The organism is Mycolicibacterium sp. XJ879, assembly GCF_053483935.1.
The window spans coordinates 46,627-66,061 of the sequence record NZ_JBEFTH010000004.1; the positions used below are offsets into that span (position 1 = coordinate 46,627).

At 64.9% G+C, this 19,435-nt stretch carries 20 protein-coding genes; 13 read left to right on the forward strand and 7 right to left on the reverse strand.

All coding sequences use genetic code 11. The annotated features are described in order from the left end of the window. Window positions 1–5 precede the first annotated feature (5 nt). Both ABQF13_RS10730 and ABQF13_RS10735 read right to left on the reverse strand, forming a co-directional pair. Window positions 6–407, reverse strand: a complete 402-nt coding sequence (locus ABQF13_RS10730) for a DUF3060 domain-containing protein (RefSeq protein WP_448392738.1) — start codon at window positions 405–407, stop codon at window positions 6–8. Continuing rightward, the gene (locus ABQF13_RS10735) at window positions 404–778 is read right to left on the reverse strand and encodes a DUF3060 domain-containing protein (protein WP_448392739.1); all 375 of its coding nucleotides are present in this window, start codon (window positions 776–778) and stop codon (window positions 404–406) included. The genes ABQF13_RS10730 and ABQF13_RS10735 overlap by 4 nt, the downstream gene beginning before the upstream one ends. A gap of 88 nt (window positions 779–866) precedes the next feature. Between ABQF13_RS10735 and ABQF13_RS10740 the strand changes: the two genes are divergently transcribed. From ABQF13_RS10740 to ABQF13_RS10785, 10 genes are all read left to right on the forward strand, one after another. Further along, window positions 867–1,400, forward strand: a complete 534-nt coding sequence (locus ABQF13_RS10740; RefSeq protein ID WP_448392740.1) for a DUF3558 domain-containing protein — start codon at window positions 867–869, stop codon at window positions 1,398–1,400. Window positions 1,401–1,402: 2 nt separating this feature from the next. Beyond that, window positions 1,403–1,924, forward strand: a complete 522-nt coding sequence (locus tag ABQF13_RS10745; protein ID WP_448392741.1) for a DUF3558 domain-containing protein — start codon at window positions 1,403–1,405, stop codon at window positions 1,922–1,924. Between the two features lie 83 nt (window positions 1,925–2,007). Beyond that, entirely contained in the window at window positions 2,008–2,616 is a 609-nt protein-coding gene (locus ABQF13_RS10750; RefSeq protein ID WP_448392742.1) for a TetR/AcrR family transcriptional regulator, read from the forward strand. A 289-nt stretch (window positions 2,617–2,905) separates the two neighbouring features. Beyond that, entirely contained in the window at window positions 2,906–3,280 is a 375-nt protein-coding gene (gene rpsL / locus ABQF13_RS10755; protein WP_448392743.1) for a 30S ribosomal protein S12, read from the forward strand. Continuing rightward, window positions 3,280–3,750, forward strand: coding sequence for a 30S ribosomal protein S7 (rpsG, locus tag ABQF13_RS10760; protein WP_448392744.1), 471 nt, complete (start codon window positions 3,280–3,282; stop codon window positions 3,748–3,750). Before rpsL ends, rpsG begins: the two co-directional genes overlap by 1 nt. 88 nt (window positions 3,751–3,838) lie before the next feature. Beyond that, window positions 3,839–5,944, forward strand: a complete 2,106-nt coding sequence (gene fusA / locus ABQF13_RS10765; RefSeq protein ID WP_448392745.1) for an elongation factor G — start codon at window positions 3,839–3,841, stop codon at window positions 5,942–5,944. Between the two features lie 180 nt (window positions 5,945–6,124). Then, window positions 6,125–7,315 (forward strand): elongation factor Tu, encoded by a 1,191-nt coding sequence (tuf, locus tag ABQF13_RS10770; protein WP_448392746.1) that lies wholly within the window; start codon window positions 6,125–6,127, stop codon window positions 7,313–7,315. A 203-nt stretch (window positions 7,316–7,518) separates the two neighbouring features. After that, entirely contained in the window at window positions 7,519–8,358 is an 840-nt protein-coding gene (locus tag ABQF13_RS10775) for a cutinase family protein (protein WP_448393124.1), read from the forward strand. An 88-nt stretch (window positions 8,359–8,446) separates the two neighbouring features. Then, window positions 8,447–9,271, forward strand: coding sequence for an SHOCT domain-containing protein (locus ABQF13_RS10780; RefSeq protein ID WP_448392747.1), 825 nt, complete (start codon window positions 8,447–8,449; stop codon window positions 9,269–9,271). Window positions 9,272–9,463: 192 nt separating this feature from the next. Then, the gene (locus ABQF13_RS10785) at window positions 9,464–10,318 is read left to right on the forward strand and encodes a mycofactocin-coupled SDR family oxidoreductase (RefSeq protein ID WP_448392748.1); all 855 of its coding nucleotides are present in this window, start codon (window positions 9,464–9,466) and stop codon (window positions 10,316–10,318) included. An 11-nt stretch (window positions 10,319–10,329) separates the two neighbouring features. On the opposite strand, the gene ABQF13_RS10790 is transcribed toward ABQF13_RS10785, so the two are convergent. Genes ABQF13_RS10790 through ABQF13_RS10805 form a run of 4 tightly spaced genes read right to left on the reverse strand, consistent with a single transcriptional unit; the run spans window position 10,330 to window position 14,910 of the window. After that, window positions 10,330–11,535 (reverse strand): thiolase family protein, encoded by a 1,206-nt coding sequence (locus ABQF13_RS10790; RefSeq protein ID WP_083042331.1) that lies wholly within the window; start codon window positions 11,533–11,535, stop codon window positions 10,330–10,332. Then, window positions 11,532–12,344 carry an enoyl-CoA hydratase gene (locus ABQF13_RS10795; RefSeq protein ID WP_448392749.1) on the reverse strand — a complete coding sequence of 271 codons (813 nt, stop codon included), beginning with the start codon at window positions 12,342–12,344 and terminating at the stop codon, window positions 11,532–11,534. The genes ABQF13_RS10790 and ABQF13_RS10795 overlap by 4 nt, the downstream gene beginning before the upstream one ends. Window positions 12,345–12,382: 38 nt before the next feature. Then, entirely contained in the window at window positions 12,383–13,918 is a 1,536-nt protein-coding gene (locus ABQF13_RS10800) for an AMP-binding protein (protein WP_448392750.1), read from the reverse strand. 14 nt (window positions 13,919–13,932) lie between these two features. Then, window positions 13,933–14,910, reverse strand: coding sequence for a polysaccharide deacetylase family protein (locus ABQF13_RS10805; RefSeq protein ID WP_165757585.1), 978 nt, complete (start codon window positions 14,908–14,910; stop codon window positions 13,933–13,935). Between the two features lie 189 nt (window positions 14,911–15,099). Between ABQF13_RS10805 and ABQF13_RS10810 the strand changes: the two genes are divergently transcribed. From ABQF13_RS10810 to ABQF13_RS10820, 3 genes are all read left to right on the forward strand, one after another. Continuing rightward, entirely contained in the window at window positions 15,100–16,263 is a 1,164-nt protein-coding gene (locus ABQF13_RS10810; RefSeq protein ID WP_448393125.1) for a PucR family transcriptional regulator, read from the forward strand. A gap of 164 nt (window positions 16,264–16,427) precedes the next feature. Then, window positions 16,428–17,687, forward strand: a complete 1,260-nt coding sequence (locus ABQF13_RS10815) for a cytochrome P450 (RefSeq protein WP_083042328.1) — start codon at window positions 16,428–16,430, stop codon at window positions 17,685–17,687. Next, on the forward strand, window positions 17,684–17,905 hold the full coding sequence (locus tag ABQF13_RS10820) for a ferredoxin (RefSeq protein WP_083042327.1): 222 nt from the start codon (window positions 17,684–17,686) through the stop codon (window positions 17,903–17,905). The genes ABQF13_RS10815 and ABQF13_RS10820 overlap by 4 nt, the downstream gene beginning before the upstream one ends. A gap of 17 nt (window positions 17,906–17,922) precedes the next feature. On the opposite strand, the gene ABQF13_RS10825 is transcribed toward ABQF13_RS10820, so the two are convergent. Next, a complete protein-coding gene (locus ABQF13_RS10825; RefSeq protein ID WP_083042326.1) occupies window positions 17,923–19,431 on the reverse strand; it encodes a class I adenylate-forming enzyme family protein in 1,509 nt (502 codons plus the stop codon). Between the last annotated feature and the right edge of the window lie 4 nt (window positions 19,432–19,435).

The window sequence follows — 19,435 nt, forward strand, 5'->3', positions numbered from 1 at the left end:
AGGCGTCAGGCCTTGTTGATCCGGTTGTCGCGGCCGGTGTCGTTGATCTTCGGGTCGCCGTCGCTGTAGGTGACGGTGTTGTTGAGCCCGACGACGCTGAGTTCCTTGTCGATCCGCTCGAACGTGATCTTGTTGTCCGCGCCGCCGATGTTGACGTTCGCGCAGGTGCCCTTGACGGTCAACGTGTTGTTCGAGCCGCCGATGTTCAGCGATTTACCGTCGGCGCAGTCGATGTCGGCCGTTGTGCCGAACGAACCGTAGTTGATCGTGTTACCGACCTCGACTTGAGCGCCCGAGGTGCCCGCGGTCGCGGTCGGCGTGTTGGTGTCGGCGCTTTCCGAACCGCAGCCGGCGAGCACGACGGCAGCCGACACGGCTGCTGCGGTGGCGAACAGGCGGATGCTCATGCGACCAGCCGATCGACGTGGTTGGTCATGCCCAGCTCTCGCCCGCGGTCCCACACGATCGGGGAGCCGTTCTTGTACAGCACGGTCTGATCCCAGCCGTACACGGTCACGTCATTGACGATGTTGTCGGCCACCACGAAGTTCGAGCTGCCCTGAACCGTCACCGCAAGGCAGGATCCCAACGCGGTGATCCGGTTGTTGGCGCCGTTGACGAACAACGTGGCGTCGTTGCAGTCGATGGTCTGCGTGACGCCCAGACCCGTCACGTGGGTGTCGCCGTGCTCCGCGGACGCCGCGGGCGCTGCCACGATCAGCGCGGGCACCGCGAGCAGGCTCGCCGTCAGTGTCCTGGCCACAACAGTCGACATCATGGTCGGTAAGCGTACGTGGCGTGCGGTGTGAACGACGGCGGTTCGCACGAGTCGCCATCGGCGTCGGCGCTGGGTAGCGTGAGATGCGATGCGTTGGCGTGTCAATCAGGTTGCTGTCGTAGCGGTCACGGCGGCGATGACCGTTGCAAGTTGCTCTTCGACCGTTAGCGGGACCGCGCAGCGGGCCCGACTTGGCGTGCCCGATTCCGACCGCAACTACGGCTACGTCAACGACCGCTGCGGTCTGCTCGCCGACGACACCGTGCAGCAGATCCTGGACGCCGATTCCGTCGTGCGCCCCTACAGCGGCGCCGTCTGCCAATACGTGTTGATGCGCGGCGGCGCCGTGATCGATGTCACGTTCTCCTGGTTCGAATCCGGCAGCCTGGACCGCGAACGGGCGCTGGCCGACCAGCGTGAGGCCGAGATCACCGACACCGTCATCGAACGGCGCCCGGCGTTCGTGTCCCGACGCGACGTCACCGGCGCGGCCTGTTCGGCGACCGCCGCCGCCGGCGCCGGGGTGCTGAGCTGGTGGGTTCAACTGCGCGACGAGGCCAGCGGCGACCCGTGCGTCGGCGCCGCAAAGCTGCTGTCGGCGACCCTGCAGTCGGAGATGTGACCATGCGTGGGGGACTGCGGGGCGTGCTGGTGGCAGCGGCGGTCCTGCTGGCCGGCTGCGGGGCGGATGACCCGCCGGCGGCGCCGACAGCCACGGCCACCGGGTCAGAAAGCGGCTTTCACAGCGTCGACTGCAACGGCATCACCGACGCCGACATCGGCCACGCCGTCGGCCCGGCGATGTTCACCAGAACCGTGGTCAGCGACGCCGGCTGCTTCTGGCAGGAGAACACGGTGTTCGGCAGCGTCGGCGCCGGCATGGGCATCTCGACGTGGTGGTACCGCGGCAGCGACATGGACACCGAGCGGTCGCTGGAACAGCGGGCCGGCCGCACCATCGAGGAACTGTCGGTCGATGACAACAAGGGCTTCAAGGCCTACGACGGCAATGCGTGCAGCATCTACGTGGCCAAGGGCGGTGACGTCATCACGTGGTCGGTCCAGACGATGAACCCGGCAGTGCTGCCCGACCTGTGCGCGGTCACCGAACAACTGGCACACCTGAGCCAAGAGCGGGTGAACTGAGTTGCACCGGACCAGTGAAAACTAGAGGTGTTAGTTTGGCGCTGCCCCTTTTTCGGGGTTCCGCGTCGACCTAGGAGAACCGCATGGCAGCCGAGCCGGAGCCGCACGCTCCACCGGCCCGCCCAACGGGACGCCGACCTGCCAGGCTGAGCCGCGATTCCATCGTCAACGCCGCCCTGACGTTCCTTGACCGCGAAGGCTGGGATGCGTTGACCATCAACGCCTTAGCCCAGCAGCTCGGCACCAAGGGCCCGTCGCTCTACAACCACGTGCACAGCCTGGACGACCTGCGCCGAACCGTGCGGATGCGGGTCGTCGGCGACATCATCGAGATGCTCAACACCGCCGGACAGGGCCGCACCCGCGACGACGCGGTGATGGTGATGGCCAGCGTCTACCGCAGCTACGCCCACCACCACCCGGGCCGGTACTCGGCGTTCACCCGGATGCCGCTGGGCGGCGACGACCCCGAGTTCACCGCGGCCACCAGGGCGGCCGCTGCGCCGGTGATCGACGTGCTGGCCTCCTACGGGTTGGGCGGCGAGGATGCGTTCTATGCAGCGCTGGAGTTCTGGTCGGCGATGCACGGTTTCGTGCTGCTGGAGATGACCGGGGCGATGGACGGCATCGACACCGACGCGGTGTTCACCGACATGGTGATGCGGCTGGCTTCAGGTATGGAACGGCGCTGAGCTAGTCTGTTGACCTGCACGAAGGGGCCGTCGGACGAGTTTGTTTCGGCGCGGGCTGCCCTGGTATTGTGGACGATCGTGCCTGGCAGATAAGGCGCTTGCGGCTGGAAATTTCCGCAGGCATGCCTGCACGCTGGGCAAATTCGCGCGTCGCCATGCCCTGAGAATTAGGCAATGCCTTGAATTGTCACGGCGGACGCGCGCGACACACCCGGTCGCGGGGTACGTGAGCGGGGCATAACAGCAGTACAGAGACTTAACAACAGCAGAGAACACAGAAAGCCGGTAGATGCCAACCATTCAGCAGCTGGTCCGCAAAGGCCGCCGTGACAAGCCGAGCAAGGTGCGAGTTGCGGCCCTCAAGGGCAGCCCGCAGCGCCGTGGCGTGTGCACCCGCGTGTACACCACCACCCCGAAGAAGCCGAACTCGGCGCTTCGGAAGGTCGCGCGCGTCAAGCTGACCACGCAGGTTGAGGTCACCGCTTACATCCCGGGTGAGGGCCACAACCTGCAGGAGCACTCGATGGTGCTGGTGCGTGGTGGTCGTGTGAAGGACCTGCCGGGTGTGCGCTACAAAATCATCCGCGGTTCGCTCGACACCCAGGGTGTGAAGAACCGCAAGCAGGCACGCAGTCGCTACGGCGCCAAGAAGGAGAAGAGCTGATGCCGCGGAAGGGACCCGCGCCCAAGCGTCCGTTGGTGAACGATCCGGTCTACGGCTCACAGCTGGTCACCCAACTGGTGAACAAAGTTCTCGTCCGAGGGAAGAAATCGTTGGCCGAGCGCATTGTCTATGGTGCGCTCGAACAGGCCAGGGACAAGACCGGCACCGATCCGGTCATCACCCTCAAACGCGCTCTCGACAACGTCAAACCCGCACTCGAGGTCCGTAGCCGCCGCGTCGGCGGTGCGACCTACCAGGTGCCCGTCGAGGTGCGTCCCGACCGGTCCACCACGTTGGCCCTGCGCTGGCTGGTGAGCTTCTCGCGGCAGCGCCGGGAGAAGACCATGGTCGAGCGTCTGGCGAACGAGATCCTCGACGCCAGCAATGGCCTCGGAGCCTCCGTCAAACGGCGTGAGGACACCCACAAGATGGCCGAGGCGAACCGCGCCTTCGCGCACTACCGCTGGTGAGCGCCAAAGCTCCGCTTTGGCGCGCGAGCGCAGCGAGCACTTAAGACAACGACAGACTTCAGTCCGTTTTAGTTCCCGGAGGGAATGCATGGCACAGAAGGACGTGCTGACCGACCTGAACAAGGTCCGCAATATCGGCATCATGGCGCACATCGATGCCGGTAAGACCACGACGACCGAGCGCATCCTGTACTACACCGGCGTCAACTACAAGATCGGTGAGACGCACGACGGCGCTTCGACCACCGACTGGATGGAGCAGGAGCAGGAGCGGGGGATCACCATCACCTCCGCGGCCGTGACGTGCTTCTGGAACGACAACCAGATCAATATCATCGACACTCCCGGCCACGTCGACTTCACCGTCGAGGTGGAGCGCTCCCTGCGCGTGCTCGACGGTGCCGTCGCCGTCTTCGACGGCAAGGAAGGTGTCGAGCCGCAGTCCGAGCAGGTCTGGCGTCAGGCCGACAAATACGACGTGCCGCGCATCTGCTTCGTCAACAAGATGGACAAGATCGGTGCGGACTTCTACTTCACCGTGCAGACCATCAAGGACCGCCTCGGCGCCAAGCCGTTGGTGATCCAGCTGCCGATCGGCGCCGAGGCCGACTTCGAAGGCATCGTCGACCTGGTCGAGATGCGCGCCAAGGTCTGGCGCGGTGAGACCAAGCTCGGCGAGACCTACGAGGTCGTCGACATCCCGGCCGATCTGACCGAGAAGGCCGAGCAGTACCGCAATGAGCTGGTCGAGGCGGTCGCCGAAGCCGACGAGGAACTGCTGGAGAAGTACCTCGGTGGCGAAGAGTTGACCCTCGAGGAGATCAAGGGCGGCATCCGCAAGCTGACGGTGGCCAGCGAGGTCTACCCGGTGCTGTGCGGCAGCGCGTTCAAGAACAAGGGCGTGCAGCCGATGCTGGACGCGGTCATCGACTATCTGCCGTCGCCGCTGGACGTCGAGTCGGTGCGCGGACACGTCCCCGGCAAGGAGGACGAAGAGATCCTCCGCAAGCCCTCGGTGGACGAGCCGTTCTCGGCGCTGGCGTTCAAGATCGCCGTGCACCCGTTCTTCGGCAAGCTGACCTACGTGCGGGTGTACTCCGGCACGGTGGAGTCCGGCTCGCAGGTGATCAACGCGACCAAGGGCAAGAAGGAGCGGCTGGGCAAGCTGTTCCAGATGCACGCCAACAAGGAGAACCCGGTTGACCGGGCCTCGGCTGGGCATATCTACGCGGTGATCGGGCTGAAGGACACCACCACCGGTGACACCCTGAGCGACGCGAACCAGCAGGTGGTGCTGGAGTCGATGACGTTCCCGGATCCGGTGATCGAGGTGGCGATCGAGCCCAAGACCAAGAGCGACCAGGAGAAGCTCGGCACGGCGATCCAGAAGCTCGCCGAAGAGGATCCGACGTTCAAGGTGCACCTGGATCAGGAGACCGGCCAGACCGTCATCGGCGGCATGGGCGAGCTGCACCTCGACATCCTGGTCGACCGGATGAAGCGGGAATTCAAGGTCGAGGCCAACGTCGGCAAGCCGCAGGTGGCCTACCGCGAGACCATCAAGCGCAAGGTCGAAAGCGTCGAGTTCACCCACAAGAAGCAGACGGGTGGCTCCGGTCAGTTCGCGAAGGTCATCATCACGATCGAGCCGTTCACCGGCGAGGACGGGGCGACCTACGAGTTCGAGAACAAGGTCACCGGCGGCCGGATCCCGCGGGAGTACATCCCGTCGGTGGACGCCGGCGCCCAGGACGCCATGCAGTACGGCGTGCTGGCCGGCTACCCGCTGGTGAACTTGAAGCTCACCCTGCTCGACGGCGCCTACCACGAGGTGGACTCGTCGGAGATGGCGTTCAAAGTTGCAGGTTCACAGGCGCTGAAGAAGGCGGCGCAGGCTGCTCAGCCGGTGATCCTCGAGCCGATCATGGCGGTCGAAGTGACCACACCCGAGGACTATATGGGTGAAGTGATCGGTGACCTGAACTCCCGCCGTGGTCAGATCCAGGCCATGGAGGAGCGGAGCGGTGCTCGTGTCGTAAAGGCGCATGTTCCGCTGTCGGAGATGTTCGGCTATGTCGGCGACCTTCGGTCGAAGACCCAGGGCCGGGCGAACTACTCCATGGTGTTCGACTCGTATGCCGAGGTTCCGGCCAACGTGTCGAAGGAGATCATCGCGAAGGCGACGGGTCAGTGAGAATCTGCGGCGGCCGGAGGCCCGGCCAAGGTGGGAGCTCGGAGCTGGGCCGGAGCCGAGCCATGAATGGCGCGAAGGCGACGGGTCAGTAGATTCTGACCCGCCGGTTTGGCGGGACCGCACAACTGTAAAGATCAACACTGCTTACCAAGCACCAACACAGTCCAGGAGGACACCACAGTGGCGAAGGCGAAGTTCGAGCGGACGAAGCCGCACGTCAACATCGGGACCATCGGTCACGTTGACCACGGCAAAACCACGCTGACCGCAGCAATCACCAAGGTTCTGCACGACAAGTTCCCCGAGTTGAACGAGTCGCGCGCATTCGACCAGATCGACAATGCGCCCGAGGAGCGTCAGCGCGGCATCACGATCAACATCTCCCACGTGGAGTATCAGACCGACAAGCGGCACTACGCCCACGTCGACGCCCCTGGCCACGCCGACTACATCAAGAACATGATCACCGGTGCGGCCCAGATGGACGGTGCGATCCTGGTGGTCGCGGCTACCGACGGTCCGATGCCCCAGACCCGCGAGCACGTGCTGCTGGCCCGTCAGGTCGGCGTGCCCTACATCCTGGTCGCGCTGAACAAGTCGGACGCGGTCGACGACGAGGAGCTCATCGAGCTCGTCGAGATGGAGGTCCGCGAGCTGCTGGCCGCCCAGGACTTCGACGAGGACGCCCCGGTGGTTCGGGTGTCGGCGCTCAAGGCGCTCGAGGGCGACGAGAAGTGGGTCGAGTCGATCGTCGAGCTGATGCAGGCCGTCGACGAGAAGATTCCGGACCCGGTCCGCGAGACCGACAAGCCGTTCCTGATGCCCGTCGAGGACGTCTTCACGATCACCGGCCGCGGCACCGTGGTCACCGGTCGTGTCGAGCGCGGCGTGGTCAACGTGAACGAGGAGGTCGAGATCGTCGGCATCAAGCCGACCAGTACCAAGACCACCGTCACCGGTGTGGAGATGTTCCGCAAGCTGCTCGACCAGGGTCAGGCCGGTGACAACGTCGGTCTGCTGCTGCGCGGCATCAAGCGCGAAGACGTCGAGCGCGGTCAGGTCGTCATCAAGCCCGGCACCACCACCCCGCACACCGAGTTCGAGGGTCAGGTCTACATCCTGGCCAAGGACGAGGGCGGCCGGCACACGCCGTTCTTCAACAACTACCGTCCGCAGTTCTACTTCCGCACCACCGACGTGACCGGTGTGGTGACGCTGCCGGAGGGCACCGAGATGGTGATGCCCGGTGACAACACCGACATCTCGGTGAAGCTGATCCAGCCCATCGCCATGGAGGAGGGCCTGCGGTTCGCGATCCGCGAGGGTGGCCGCACCGTCGGCGCCGGCCGGGTCACCAAGATCGTCAAGTAGTTCTCTGCGCAAAACGGCGCTCACCTTCGGGTGGGCGCCGTTTTCGCAGTTGTGGTTCGCGAGGCGTACAAGAGGGCTGTGCTCCCCTCGACGACCACGACCCTGGTGTGCGTTTCGCGAGGCGTACAGGCGTAACGACCGCGGCCGCCGAACCGATTAACCACCCGAATGTCCCGTTCGGGGGATGGAAGGGTTGGGGTTTGTTGTTCCGCAGTATCACCACGCTCGCCAGTGCAGCCGTCGTTGCCGGCGCCGCTCTCGTCGGCGCGTCCGTCGCCCAGGCCCAGCCAGCGTCGTGCCCCGACGTGCACTGGTTCGGCGCGGCGGGTTCCGGACAGCGCGACGGCCACCTGACCACCAACGCCGGCATGGGCGACGACGTCTACCAGTCCTACCTGGACCTGCAACGGTTGCTGCAGCGCGACGGGCGCACGATGACGGCCGAGGCCGTCGAATACCCCGCAGTGCCCGTACCCGACGAGGGCGGCGTCGGCGACTGGATGGACTTCATGGACAGCGTCGACGTCGGCGCCGAAGCGCTCGCCGCCCAGTACGCCGCCTTCACCCAGCGTTGCCCCACGACAAAGGTGGTGCTCGCCGGCTACTCCCAGGGCGCGATGGTGGTGCACCGCAACCTGCACACCCTCGGCACGCAGCCGAACATGGCGGCGGCGTTGCTGATCGCCGACGGCGACCGCCGCCCTGCCGACCCGACCCTCAACATCGGCTCGGTCACCTCGGTCCCCGGCGCCGGAATGGGCGTCGCGCAGGACTGGCCCATCCTGGCCAGCGCTCCGGGACCGCTGCCGCCCGCCGTCGGCAGCCGCACGATCAGCGTGTGCGAACTCGGCGATGCGGTCTGCGACTTCGACCCCGAGGCCGAGGAAGTGTCGACGGCCGCCACGCTCATCCACACCAGCTACACCACCTCCGCAGGCGGATACCGGTGGACACAGCCGCTGTACAACCTCCTCGGACCGGCCCCCAGCGCACCGGAGGCACCGTCGGTCACGCCGTTGGGCGCGACGACGCCGGCTTCGTAGCGGTCAAAGCGATCGACGATACGGCTCACATCCGCCGGATCGGCGGTTATCTTGGCACCCGAGACAGCGCGACGACGGGAGCTCGGCCATGTCCACATTCTGGCGTTATCTCCGTATCCAAGCGTTCGTGCTGCTGTGCGGCATCGTCGGGCCGATCTTTCTGGTCGTCTACTTCGCGATGGGTGCCGACCCGATGCTGCAGTGGCTGTTCTGGACCGGCCTGCTGATCACCGCAGCCGACGTGTTGATCGCGTTGGGCATCACCGCGGCGGGGGTGAAGTCGTCGGCCAAGACCGCCGCGCTCGAGCAGACCGGTGTGCTGGCGTTGGCCCAAGTCGTCGGCATCCAGGAAACCGGGACGCGGATCAACGAGCAGCCCCTGGTGAAGCTCGACCTGCAGATCTCCGGTCCCGGTATCGCGCCGTTCGCCAGCCAGGACCGGGTACTCGCATCGATCTCCCGGCTCCCGATGATCACGAGCCGGAAGTTGGTCGCCATCGTGGACCCGATGACCGGTGAATACCAAATCGATTGGGAGCGCAGCAGTCTAATCAGCGGAATGATGCCCGCCAACTTCACTGTCGCAGAAGACAACACGACCTACGACCTGACCGGGCGGGCCGAGCCGCTGATGGAGATCTTGCAGATCCTCAAGGCGCACAACATCAGCCTCGACAACATGATCGACCTGCGGTCTAACCCCGGTGCGCGACACCAGGTTCAAGAGGTGGTGCGGCGGGCAGCGGCTCAGCAGAAGCCGGCGCCGGCCGCTGCGGCCTCCACCCCGTTGCTGACCCCGCCGGAACCGTCGACCGCGCAACGCCTTCAGGAACTCGAGACGCTACGCGCCACCGGCGCGATCAACGATGACGAGTACACCGCCAAGCGCCGAGACATTCTCGCCGATCTGTAGGTTTCGCCCGGCGCACGCCGCGTCAAGCCATCACCCAAGTCACCGCGAAGCTGTTCGCCTAAGAGGCCGCGACACAGGTGATCGTGGCAGGTATGCCGAAGCTGCGGGCGGCCATGCACCTGGACAACGTGTCCGATCGTCCGCGACCCTGTCGACTAGAACACGTTTCAGTTCTGCTGTTAGCCTGGTCCCGTGACGGCAACGGGCGGGCCCCTCGACGGGCGAGTGGCATTCATCACGGGGGCGGCCCGCGGTCAGGGCCGGGCGCATGCGATCCGGTTGGCCGGCGACGGCGCCGACATCATCGCGATCGACATCTGCGGTCCGATCTCCGAGACCATCACCTATCCGCTGGCCACCCCGGAGGAACTGGCCGAGACGGTGCGCGCGGTGGAGGCCACCGGTCGCAAGGTGCTGGCCCGCCAGGTCGACGTGCGCGATCTGGCCGCGCTGCAGCAGGTGGTGGCCGACGCCGTCGAGCAGTTCGGTCGGCTCGACATCGTGGTGGCCAACGCCGGGGTGCTGAGCTGGGGCCGGATCTGGGAGATGTCCGAGGAGCAGTGGAACACCGTCGTCGACGTGAACCTCAACGGCACCTGGCGCACCTTGCGCGCCGCGGTGCCGGCGATGATCGAGGCGGGCAACGGCGGCTCGATCGTCGTCGTCAGCTCCTCGGCCGGGCTCAAGGCCACCCCGGGTAACGCCCACTACGCGGCGTCCAAACATGGTCTGACCGCGCTGACGAACTCACTTGCGTTGGAGGCGGGCGAATTCGGGATCCGGGTGAACTCCATCCACCCGTATTCGATCGACACGCCGATGGTGGAGAAGGACGCGATGATGGCGTTGTTCGCCAAGCACCCGAACTTCATTCACAGCTTCGCGCCGATGCCGTACCACCCGGTCAACCATCAGGGTAAGAAGGGGCTGCAGGAATTCATGACGGCCGAAGAGGTTTCGGACGTGGTGTCCTGGCTGGCCAGTGACGCGTCGGCGACGATCTCGGGCAGCCAGATCGCCGTCGACCGCGGCACCATGAAGTACTGAGTCTGCGTCGGTCAGCGACGGTCGACTTTCTGCACCATCGTGACGCACACCGCGGCCGGGTCTGGGCCGAGGTGGCCACCGGCGTTCTCGGCCAAGCCGACCCGTGCACCGGCAATCTGCCTCGGTCCAGCGGCGCCGCGCAACTGGGTCACCAGCTCCACCAGTTGTGCGCATCCGGTGGCCCCCAGCGGATGTCCGCGGGACACCAGCCCGCCGCTAGTGTTCACGGGGATCCGTCCGCCCAGCCGCGTCGCACCGCTGCGAGACAGGTGTACCGCTTCACCCGGCGGGCAGATGCCGAGCTCTTCCAGGATGGTGAGCTCCGCGGGGGCCGCCGCGTCGTGTAGTTCGATGACATCGACGTCCCCGGGCCCGATCCCGGCGCTCGCATATGCGGCGTTCGCGGCTCGGCGTTCCGCGCTGGGCGACGCACCGTCGGTCTGCCCGGAAACCAAGCATGAGGCAACCAACCTGACCAACGGTGCTGGGCTTCGTTCGGCGACGCGGCGGGATGCCACGACCAGAGCGGCAGCACCGTCACCGATCGGAGAACACATCGGCAATGTCAACGGACCCGCGATGCTTCGGCTGGCCAACACCTCGTCGACGGTCAGCGCATCGCGCCGCTGTGCGAACGGGTTGAGTGCAGCGTGCCCACGGTTCTTCACGGTGAGTTCGGCGAAATCCTGCGCGGTCGCCGCGGTGGAATCCAGATATCGGCGTGCCTGATCCGCATAGATGTCCATGAAGAGGGACCGGCTGCTCGCAGATCCGGTTTCGCTGTGGAGTTTGGTTCGCAACGTTTCGACCTCGCCGATGTCAACCGCGGTGCCGATCGCTGCGAGACTGCGTGATCTGTCCGGATGACTCATCTGCTCGGCCCCGACCACCAGGGCAACGTCAACCGCCTCGGAGGCGACCGCGGTGCAGGCTAGATGAGCCGCGGTGGACCCGGAGGCGCACGCATTTTCGACGTTGACAACCGCCTGCCCGGTCAAGCCCGAGTCGCGAAGCGCGACCTGGCCGCGGATCATCTCCTGGCCGTGGATCAAGCCGTGCGCCGCGTTGGCGAAGTACACCGTATTCACCTCAGCCATGGTGATGTTGGCGTCGCGCACCGCCTCGGCGACCGCACCTGTCGCAAGTGCTCGAAGAGTCGTTTCCGGGTTGCGCCGAAATGGCGTCATCCCGGCCCCCACGATGTACACGTCCCTCATTGGGCGGCGCCGCTCGATGACCGCGACAGTTGGCGGATGCGGTCGATCCCCTTCGGGTCGATGATCTCGCCGTATCGAGCCAGGTTGTTGGCGTGCCCGGCGATATGCAGGCCGAACGCCCCGTCCATGGCCGAGTCGAATCCCTGAGCATTGAGCGCCTGGTTCACGCTCGACTTGGCCAGCCGCAGGCCGTACGCGGGCATCCGGGCGATTTTCTGCGCGAGCTCGAGAGCGAAGTCGGCGAGTTCATCGTCAGGCACGACGTGGTTGACCATCCCGAGGCGGTGTGCGTCGCGCGCGGTGAGCGGCTCGCCGGTGAACAGCATCTCTTTGGCTTTGCGGGCACCCACTTCCCACACATGGGAGAAGTACTCGGCCCCGTTGAGTCCGAACGCGGCAACCGGGTCGGAGAACACGGTTCCCGAACCGGCCACGATCAGGTCCATCGGCCACAACAGCATCAACGCACCGGCGATACACCGGCCGTGGGCGACCCCGATGGTGGGCTTCGGCAGATCGCGCCAGCGGCGGCACAAGCCGAGGTACGCCTCGCACTCGAACGCGTGCCGCCCCTCCACGCCCGGGGCATCCAGCGCGGCCGCGATGGTGGCCACCGGTTGACCGGGCAGTTCGGTGGTGATTTCCGATAGATCGTGGCCGGCGGAGAAGTCCGGTCCCGCGCCGGCCAGTAGCACGACTTTCACGTCGTCATCCGCGGCCGCCTGCTGGAACGCAGCATCGAGTTCATACAGCAGGGTGGCGTTCTGCGCGTTTCGGCGTTCGGGCCGGTTCAGCACGAGCCGGGCCACGGTGGGCGCTGGTCGTTCGAAAAGAACACAGCTGCTTGTCATTTCGCCTTCTCCATTGGTTCTTGCAGATACTGTTCCCGCAGTCGGCGCTTGAACAGCTTGCCGGTGTCCTCGCGCGGCAGACTGTCGACGAATGCGACGATGCGCGGCGTCTTGTATCGGGCCAGCCTGGCGGCGACGTGGGCACGGATATCGTCACCGGTCAGCCGGGCACCATCCCGCAGCTGCACATGAGCCGCCAGCACTTCCCCCAAATCCTCGTCGGGCACTCCGAACACCGCGACATCGGCGACGCCGTCGAGGCTCATCAGGCAGGACTCGACCTCAGCCGGATAAATGTTGACCCCTCCCGATACCACCATGTCGTTGATGCGGTCGCTGATGTACAGATAACCGTCCGCGTCGAGGTGCCCGACGTCGCCGAGCGTGACATGGTCACCGACGGCCACTGCGCGTCGCTTCGCGGCATCGTCGATGTAGGTGAAATCGGGCCAGCCCGTGAAAGGCCGGCCATATACGATGCCGTCGGTCCCGGCCGCGACTTCGTTTCCCGCATCGTCGAGTACCACGATGTGGGCATCGGCGATGGGACGACCGACGGTGCCAGGCTTGCTGATCGCATCATCGGAGTCGCAGATGGTCAGTACACCTACTTCGGTGCCGCCGTAGTACTCGTAGATGATGGGTCCGAGCCAATCGATCATCGCGCGTTTGGTTTCCGGTGGGCACGGGGCTGCGGCGTGCACCACCCGCTCCAGCGACGAGACGTCGTAGGCCCGGCGCACCCGGGACGGCAACTGCAACAGCCGAGCGAACATCGTGGGAACCACTTGGACGCTGCTGATCTTGTGATCATGGATGCCGCGCAGAAATGCCTCGGCCTCGAAGCGCGGCATGATGTGAATATCCATGCCGAGTGCCGCCGCGAAGGTCATGTGCACGTTGGGTGCGGAGTGATACAGCGGTGCCGGCAGCAGTGTGGCCCGACCAGGAGCCAGGTGAAGGAGGTCCGCGAGCGTCTTGGTGATTGCCGGTAGATGATCTGGCGTGATCGGTTGTCGTAACACGCCTTTGGCCAGCCCGGTGGTGCCCGAGGTGTAGATGACGCTCATCGGTGGCTGGGAGCTCGATTCCGGCCACGGGTCGAACTGCTGTACCCAATCCTCCACCACCGGCGCGGTTTCGGTCAGTTCGGGGTCGGTGATGCTGTACGCCGCGGTGACTGCGGCGGGAAGCGGCACTTCAGCCAGTTTCATCCCGCTGGGTGCGTGACGGCGGGTTCCTGGGAGAAGATCGCTGTGTGCGACGGCCAGTTTGGCGCCGCTGTTCGCGAGTACGTGGGCCAGATCGTCGCCGGTCCAGTGCCAGTTGACTGCTACTGGAACGGCCCCGAGCAGGCCGATGGCCAGGGTGACCTCCAGTTGAGCGATGTCATTACGCATCACCACCGCGACGCGGTCTTGCGGACCGATGCCGCAATTGTGCATTCCGGCGGCCATCCGGGCCGCTCGCTGCCTGACCGCACTCAACGGGCGGCAGTCGGCGCCGCAGTAGACGCTGGGTTCAGTGGACACGGTCATCTTTCGGTTCAGTGGAAGTCAGCCGGTACGGGAGTGAACGAGATCCGTTGCGTCCATTCCTGTATGGCGCGACCTAGCACTGCGTCGTAACTCATCCCGTCGATCGGCGCGATCTGCTCCACCTCGGCGAGCACGGCGGGTGGTGTGTCGTCGATGTCGATGCCGGCGGCTTCGGCCCACTTCTGGGTGGAGTTTCGGAACTGACGGGTGGTCAGCGGAGCTCCGTAGAGATTCACCGGATCGGCCATCGCCTTCTCGAGTGTCACGAAGGAGACGCCGCGCTGCGCCAATTCCCCGAGCACGCGGTCGATCGTCGCACCAGCGACGGTGGTGCCGTGAATAAGCATGATGTGGGCCGACTTACGGCCGATCGCGGCGTGGGCGGCCGCGACCTGACGCTCGATCTGAGCCACTGCCGTCGTCACCAGCATGTCCTCGATGGTCGCCATCGCGGCGCGGTCGTCGAGCTGGATCGCGCGGTCATAGGCGACCATGAATTGGGCGTCATAGAACCACAGCGTCACCGGCGCGGACAGGTAGTCCGTCTTGCTGAGGTGGGCCTGCACCTGACGAGTCTTCTCGACGGTGTCGCCTTCCATACCGAACGCGTACCGGAAGTAGCGCGACGGCGATGCGTCGATCCAGTTCTGTAGGACCTTCTCGCTCGCCTCGATGTCGGATATATAGGTTTTGCTGTCGAGCCAGTTGAGGCTGATGTGCTGGTGGGTGTGGTTGCCGACGAAGTGTCCGGCTTGGCACCAGACGTCAAGAACCTGCATCGCGCTCGGATCGTTCTCCGCAGCGGCCGTGCTGTTGAACGCGTAGACGCCGGGTACCGAGTGATTGGCGAAGGCCTCGATCATGGCTTCGGCGACCATCCGAGGCCCGCGGCCGGGCGGGAACGGGATTCCCGTCCACTGCCATTGGTCATCGACTGTGACCGCAATTTCCGTGCCGCTCAATTGCTTCAGGTTTTCGGCCTGCATCTCAAGGTCCTCTCTCGATAGTTGAGAGAAGCGTGTCAAGTAGGCAGCGCCCGGACAATATGGTGGGCTCGCACCTTTATGTGTTGCGGCACAACATATCGCCCGAAAAGCTGGACGAACCGCACGGTGTCTCCCATATTGGTAGCCATGACAACGCCGCACCGCGGAACGGTGTCCCTCGCCCCGTTGGTGCGCTGGCTCGACCTTCGCGGCGATGAACTGTTCGGCAATCTCGCCATAGAGCTGTGGCGGGAGATCCCCGAAATGCGAGGTACCGCACCCGTTACGTTGCCCGGGCTGGAAGCGTCGATCCGGTCCCATCTGCCGAGGCTGAAGGGCATGCTCAGCGGAGAATTCGTTTCGCCGCAACTGCCTGCGGCCGCCAGCGAGTTCGCGACGCGGATGGCCGAGGCCAGCGTGCCCCTTCCGGCGGTGCTGCGCGCTTATGAACTCGGGCATGCCGCGCTCTGGAACGCGTTTACCTCTCATCTTCGGTCCGCCGCGGAGATCTCGCTGAATGACCGGGTGGAGCTGCTGGAACACGGATCGACGCAACTGTTCGAATACATCCGGCGGATGACCGGACAAACGATCACCGTCTACAACTCCGTTCGAGATCGCCTGCTGACCGACGCCACTTCCCGACGAGCCGAGATCATCCGAGCGGTGCTGGCGGGCACGGGCGGTCTGCACGAACTGAACGAGGTTCTCGGCTATCGCACCGAGGGCCTGCATGCGGGCTACGTCGTGCGGTCTTCCGGGGTCGCATGGGGCGACGAACTGGCACAGATCATCCGGCGCGCGATCGCAGAAATCGCCAATCAGCACATTGCGATCCCGGCGGGTCCGAGTTCTTCGCATGGTTGGTTCCGATTGGTCAACGCCAACCTTTACCCGAAGCTGCGCGAGCTCGACCTGCCGGACGATGTCACGGTCAGTTTCGGCGCTGCGCGCGCCGGCTGCGTCGGATTTCGGACGTCGCACTACGAGGCGGTGCAAACCGACATCACATTGTCGGCGGCTGCAACGCCGGTGCTGTGTTATCCCGATGTCGCTGTCGTCGTCCTTGCCTCGGAGAACCGTCATATGGCCGACCAGTTGGTGATCGATGAACTGGGATCGCTGTTGGCGCATGAGGATGTCGATCGACTGCTACCCACGCTCGGGCGCTACTTGGACACCCTGGGGAGCCCCACCCATACCGCCGAGGACTTGAACCTTCATCCGAACACGGTCACCCAACGGATCCAGCGGGTGGAAAAGATTCTGGGACGACACATCGACGTCCGCAGTCTTCGGTTGCGGGTGGCCGTCGAGCTGGCCCGGCACCGGAGCGCGGCAACCGATCAATGACTGTCGCGCGCACGGCGACCTGAGGGGAGCCCACTCGTACTCTGCGGCCGCACCCGGGGCTGTACATGCTGGACAACCAATTGTATGTTGGACGACATAGAACTCGATCGTGGAGTGACCACGTTGAATGCGGAACCGGAAGACGACGACTAAAGGAATGACCCATGGCGGGGATTGACGGGCGCACGACCGAAGGCAAGACCGAAGCCGATCAGCTCCTCGAGGTGCTCTTCGGCGGCGTGGAGCAGGACCCGTTCCCGTATTACGATGCGCTGCGCGAATTGGGTGACGGTATTCACCCCATGGACATGATGCAGGGCGTCCTCGTCACGCGTTATGACCACATCCGGCAGATCGGCTCGGACCCAAAAGCCTTCTCCAGCGACGTATTCGCGTTGACTGGACCGGGAATCCACGACCCTACGGATCCAGAACACCGTCGATTCATCGGCACCGCTCGGCGCCTGTTCATGTTCGCCGATCCGCCCTGGCACACGCAGGTTCGTTCCACGTTTCGCCATGCGTTCACACCCGACGCGGTCCGCCGCTGGCACCCCATCGTGGAGGAAATCACCAGCGAAGCCTTGGCGTGCTTGCAGCCGGGTCAGGAGATCGACTTGATGAGCGGGCTGGCGGCCGAGATTCCGGTCGCGGTGATCGCCCGGATTCTGGGCGTACCTCGTGACACCTGGCCGTATTTCCGTGAGTGGTCGTTCGCCTATGCCTCGACGTTCGATCCGATGGTGCAAGGCGAGCGGCGTGATCGAGCGATTCGTACCAGCCTGGTGCTATTCGATTACCTTGGCGAACTCATCGACCAGCGTCGAGCGCAACCGTCGGACGACCTGATCTCGCACATGCTCAGCACGGAGACCTTTCAAGGCGACCTACTCGAGAATTCGGACTTGATCGCTCAAGTTGCGCTGCTGTTGGTCGCCGGCAACGAGACAACCACCAACCTCGTCGGTAACGGCGTCACGTTGCTGATGAATCACCCGGATGCAATGCGCGCCGTACTCGACGACCCCAGCCTGATACCGGCAGTCGTCGAGGAGATTCTGCGCTTCGACCCGCCTCTTCACCTGGCGGCGCGGAAGGTCACCACCGACGCCGTCCTGGGTGAGCACGTGCTACAGCCGGGAACCCTTGTGCTGACTTGTCTTCCGGCTGCCAACCGGGACCCACGAGTCTTTGATGCGGCCTCGGCCTTCGACATCCACCGTGCTGACCACAAACAGCACCTGGCGTTCTTCCACGGTATTCACTACTGCGTGGGCGCTCCATTGGCGCGACTCGAGGGCAAGGTGATCCTCGACAGGCTATTGCGCGCCTTCCCCGACCTCCGGGAGGGCAGTCAGCCACCCGTGCGACGTACGTTGAATGTGGCATCACGAGGCTGGGAATCACGGCCGGTGATCCTATGAGCGACGAGGTACACATCGAAGTGCGCGCAGAAACCTGTATGGCCAGCGGTTTCTGTAACCGCAGGGCGCCAAAGGTATTCGCTGAAGACGATGCAGGTTGGGTCAGGTTGCTTGACGCCGACCCCCAGGGCCAGACCGCTGCGGTGCTGGACGCCGCTGCCATGTGCCCGGTGGCGGCTATCGATGTCTTCGACCCCGACGGCCGCCTAATCTCTTAGAAGGCTGTTGGCACAGATTACGCCAACGATCGTTTGACGATCTTGCCCGAAGCGTTGCGGGGAATCTCCGCTACGAGCTCGAGTTCGTGCGGGAGCTTGTACTTCGCGAGGCGAGGTGCCGCGAAATCCCGCAGCTCCTGCAGAGTCAGCGTTGACCCTGCTGCCACACAGACGAACGCCACGATGCTCTCTCCGTAATCCGAGTGTGGACGGCCAACCACGGCGACGTCGAGCACATCGGGGTGGGCCGCAACGACACCTTCTACCTCGACGCAGTAGACGTTGCGGCCGCCGGTGATGATCATGTCCTTGAGCCGGTCCACCAATGTCATGTATCCGTCCGCGTCGAGCCGACAGACATCGCCTGTGTGGAGCCAACCGTCGACGATGGTTCGCGCGGTTTCGCCCGGGTTGTTCCAGTAGCCCTTCATCACTGTCTGACCGCGAAGCAGCAATTCGCCGGCATCCCCGGGCGCGACATCGCTGCCATCCTCGGAAACGATCTTGCATTCCATTCCCAGCATGGCCTGTCGACCGCTTGCGTCCGGCCGACACCGGACCTGCTCACCCGAGCTGAAGATGCCACTGGGGCCGGCCTCCGTCTGCCCGCAGAGTTGGATGAGGTTCAGTGATGGAAACGTCGCGCCTATCGCTTCGACCGTGCTGGCAGGCATGGGAGCCGCACCGAAAATACCGGTGCGCCAAGACGACATGTCGCGTTCGGTGATATGCGGGGTCCGCAGCAGAAACTGATACATGGTGGGGACGCCGAAGAACATGGTGATGCGTTCGCGTTCCAGGCTGTTGGCGACGGCGGCCGCGTCGAACTGACCCTCCACGACGTGGGTGGCCCCGACCAGCGTGCCAGGGATGAGCATCAGGCACAGCGCCGCGGCATGGTAGAGCGGAGCCGCGTGCAGGAGACGGTCGCCGTCCATCATCCCGCAGGTAGCGACGGAGGAGACGGCCACCCACAGTGCTCGATGATGGTCGAACAACGCCCCTTTGGGGGCGCCGGTGGTTCCCGAGGTATACAGGATCTGAGCGTCGTCGCCCTCGTGTACTTCTGGATCGGCGAAATCCGCCGGGTACCGGCGGGCCAGGGCGACCAGGTCGTCAAATCCCTCGGCATCGCCCAGCGCGAGGCAGTCGAGGGGCCCTGCTAGGGGCTCGGTCAGTACAGTGCGGGTCTTTTCCGCCAGCGCCGGCTCGAACAGCAGCGCCGTCGCGCGGCAGTCCCGGGCGATATGCGCGATCTCCGGCGCAGCGAGCGCTGGGTTGATCGGCACGAAGATGGCGCCGAGGCGGTGGATGGCGTAGAAGGCGACGACGAATCGGTCGGAGTTGCTTGCCAACAGCGCAACCCGGGCGCCCTTCGTCACCCCGCGAGCGGCCAGGACAGCCGCATACCGATCCACCTCCGCGTCGAGTTGGCCGTAGGTGTATTCGACGGAGCCGTAGACGAGTGCGCGACGCTCGGGCACGCGAGCAGCGGTCGCGCGGAGGGTCGATCCGATCGTGGGCATTGGC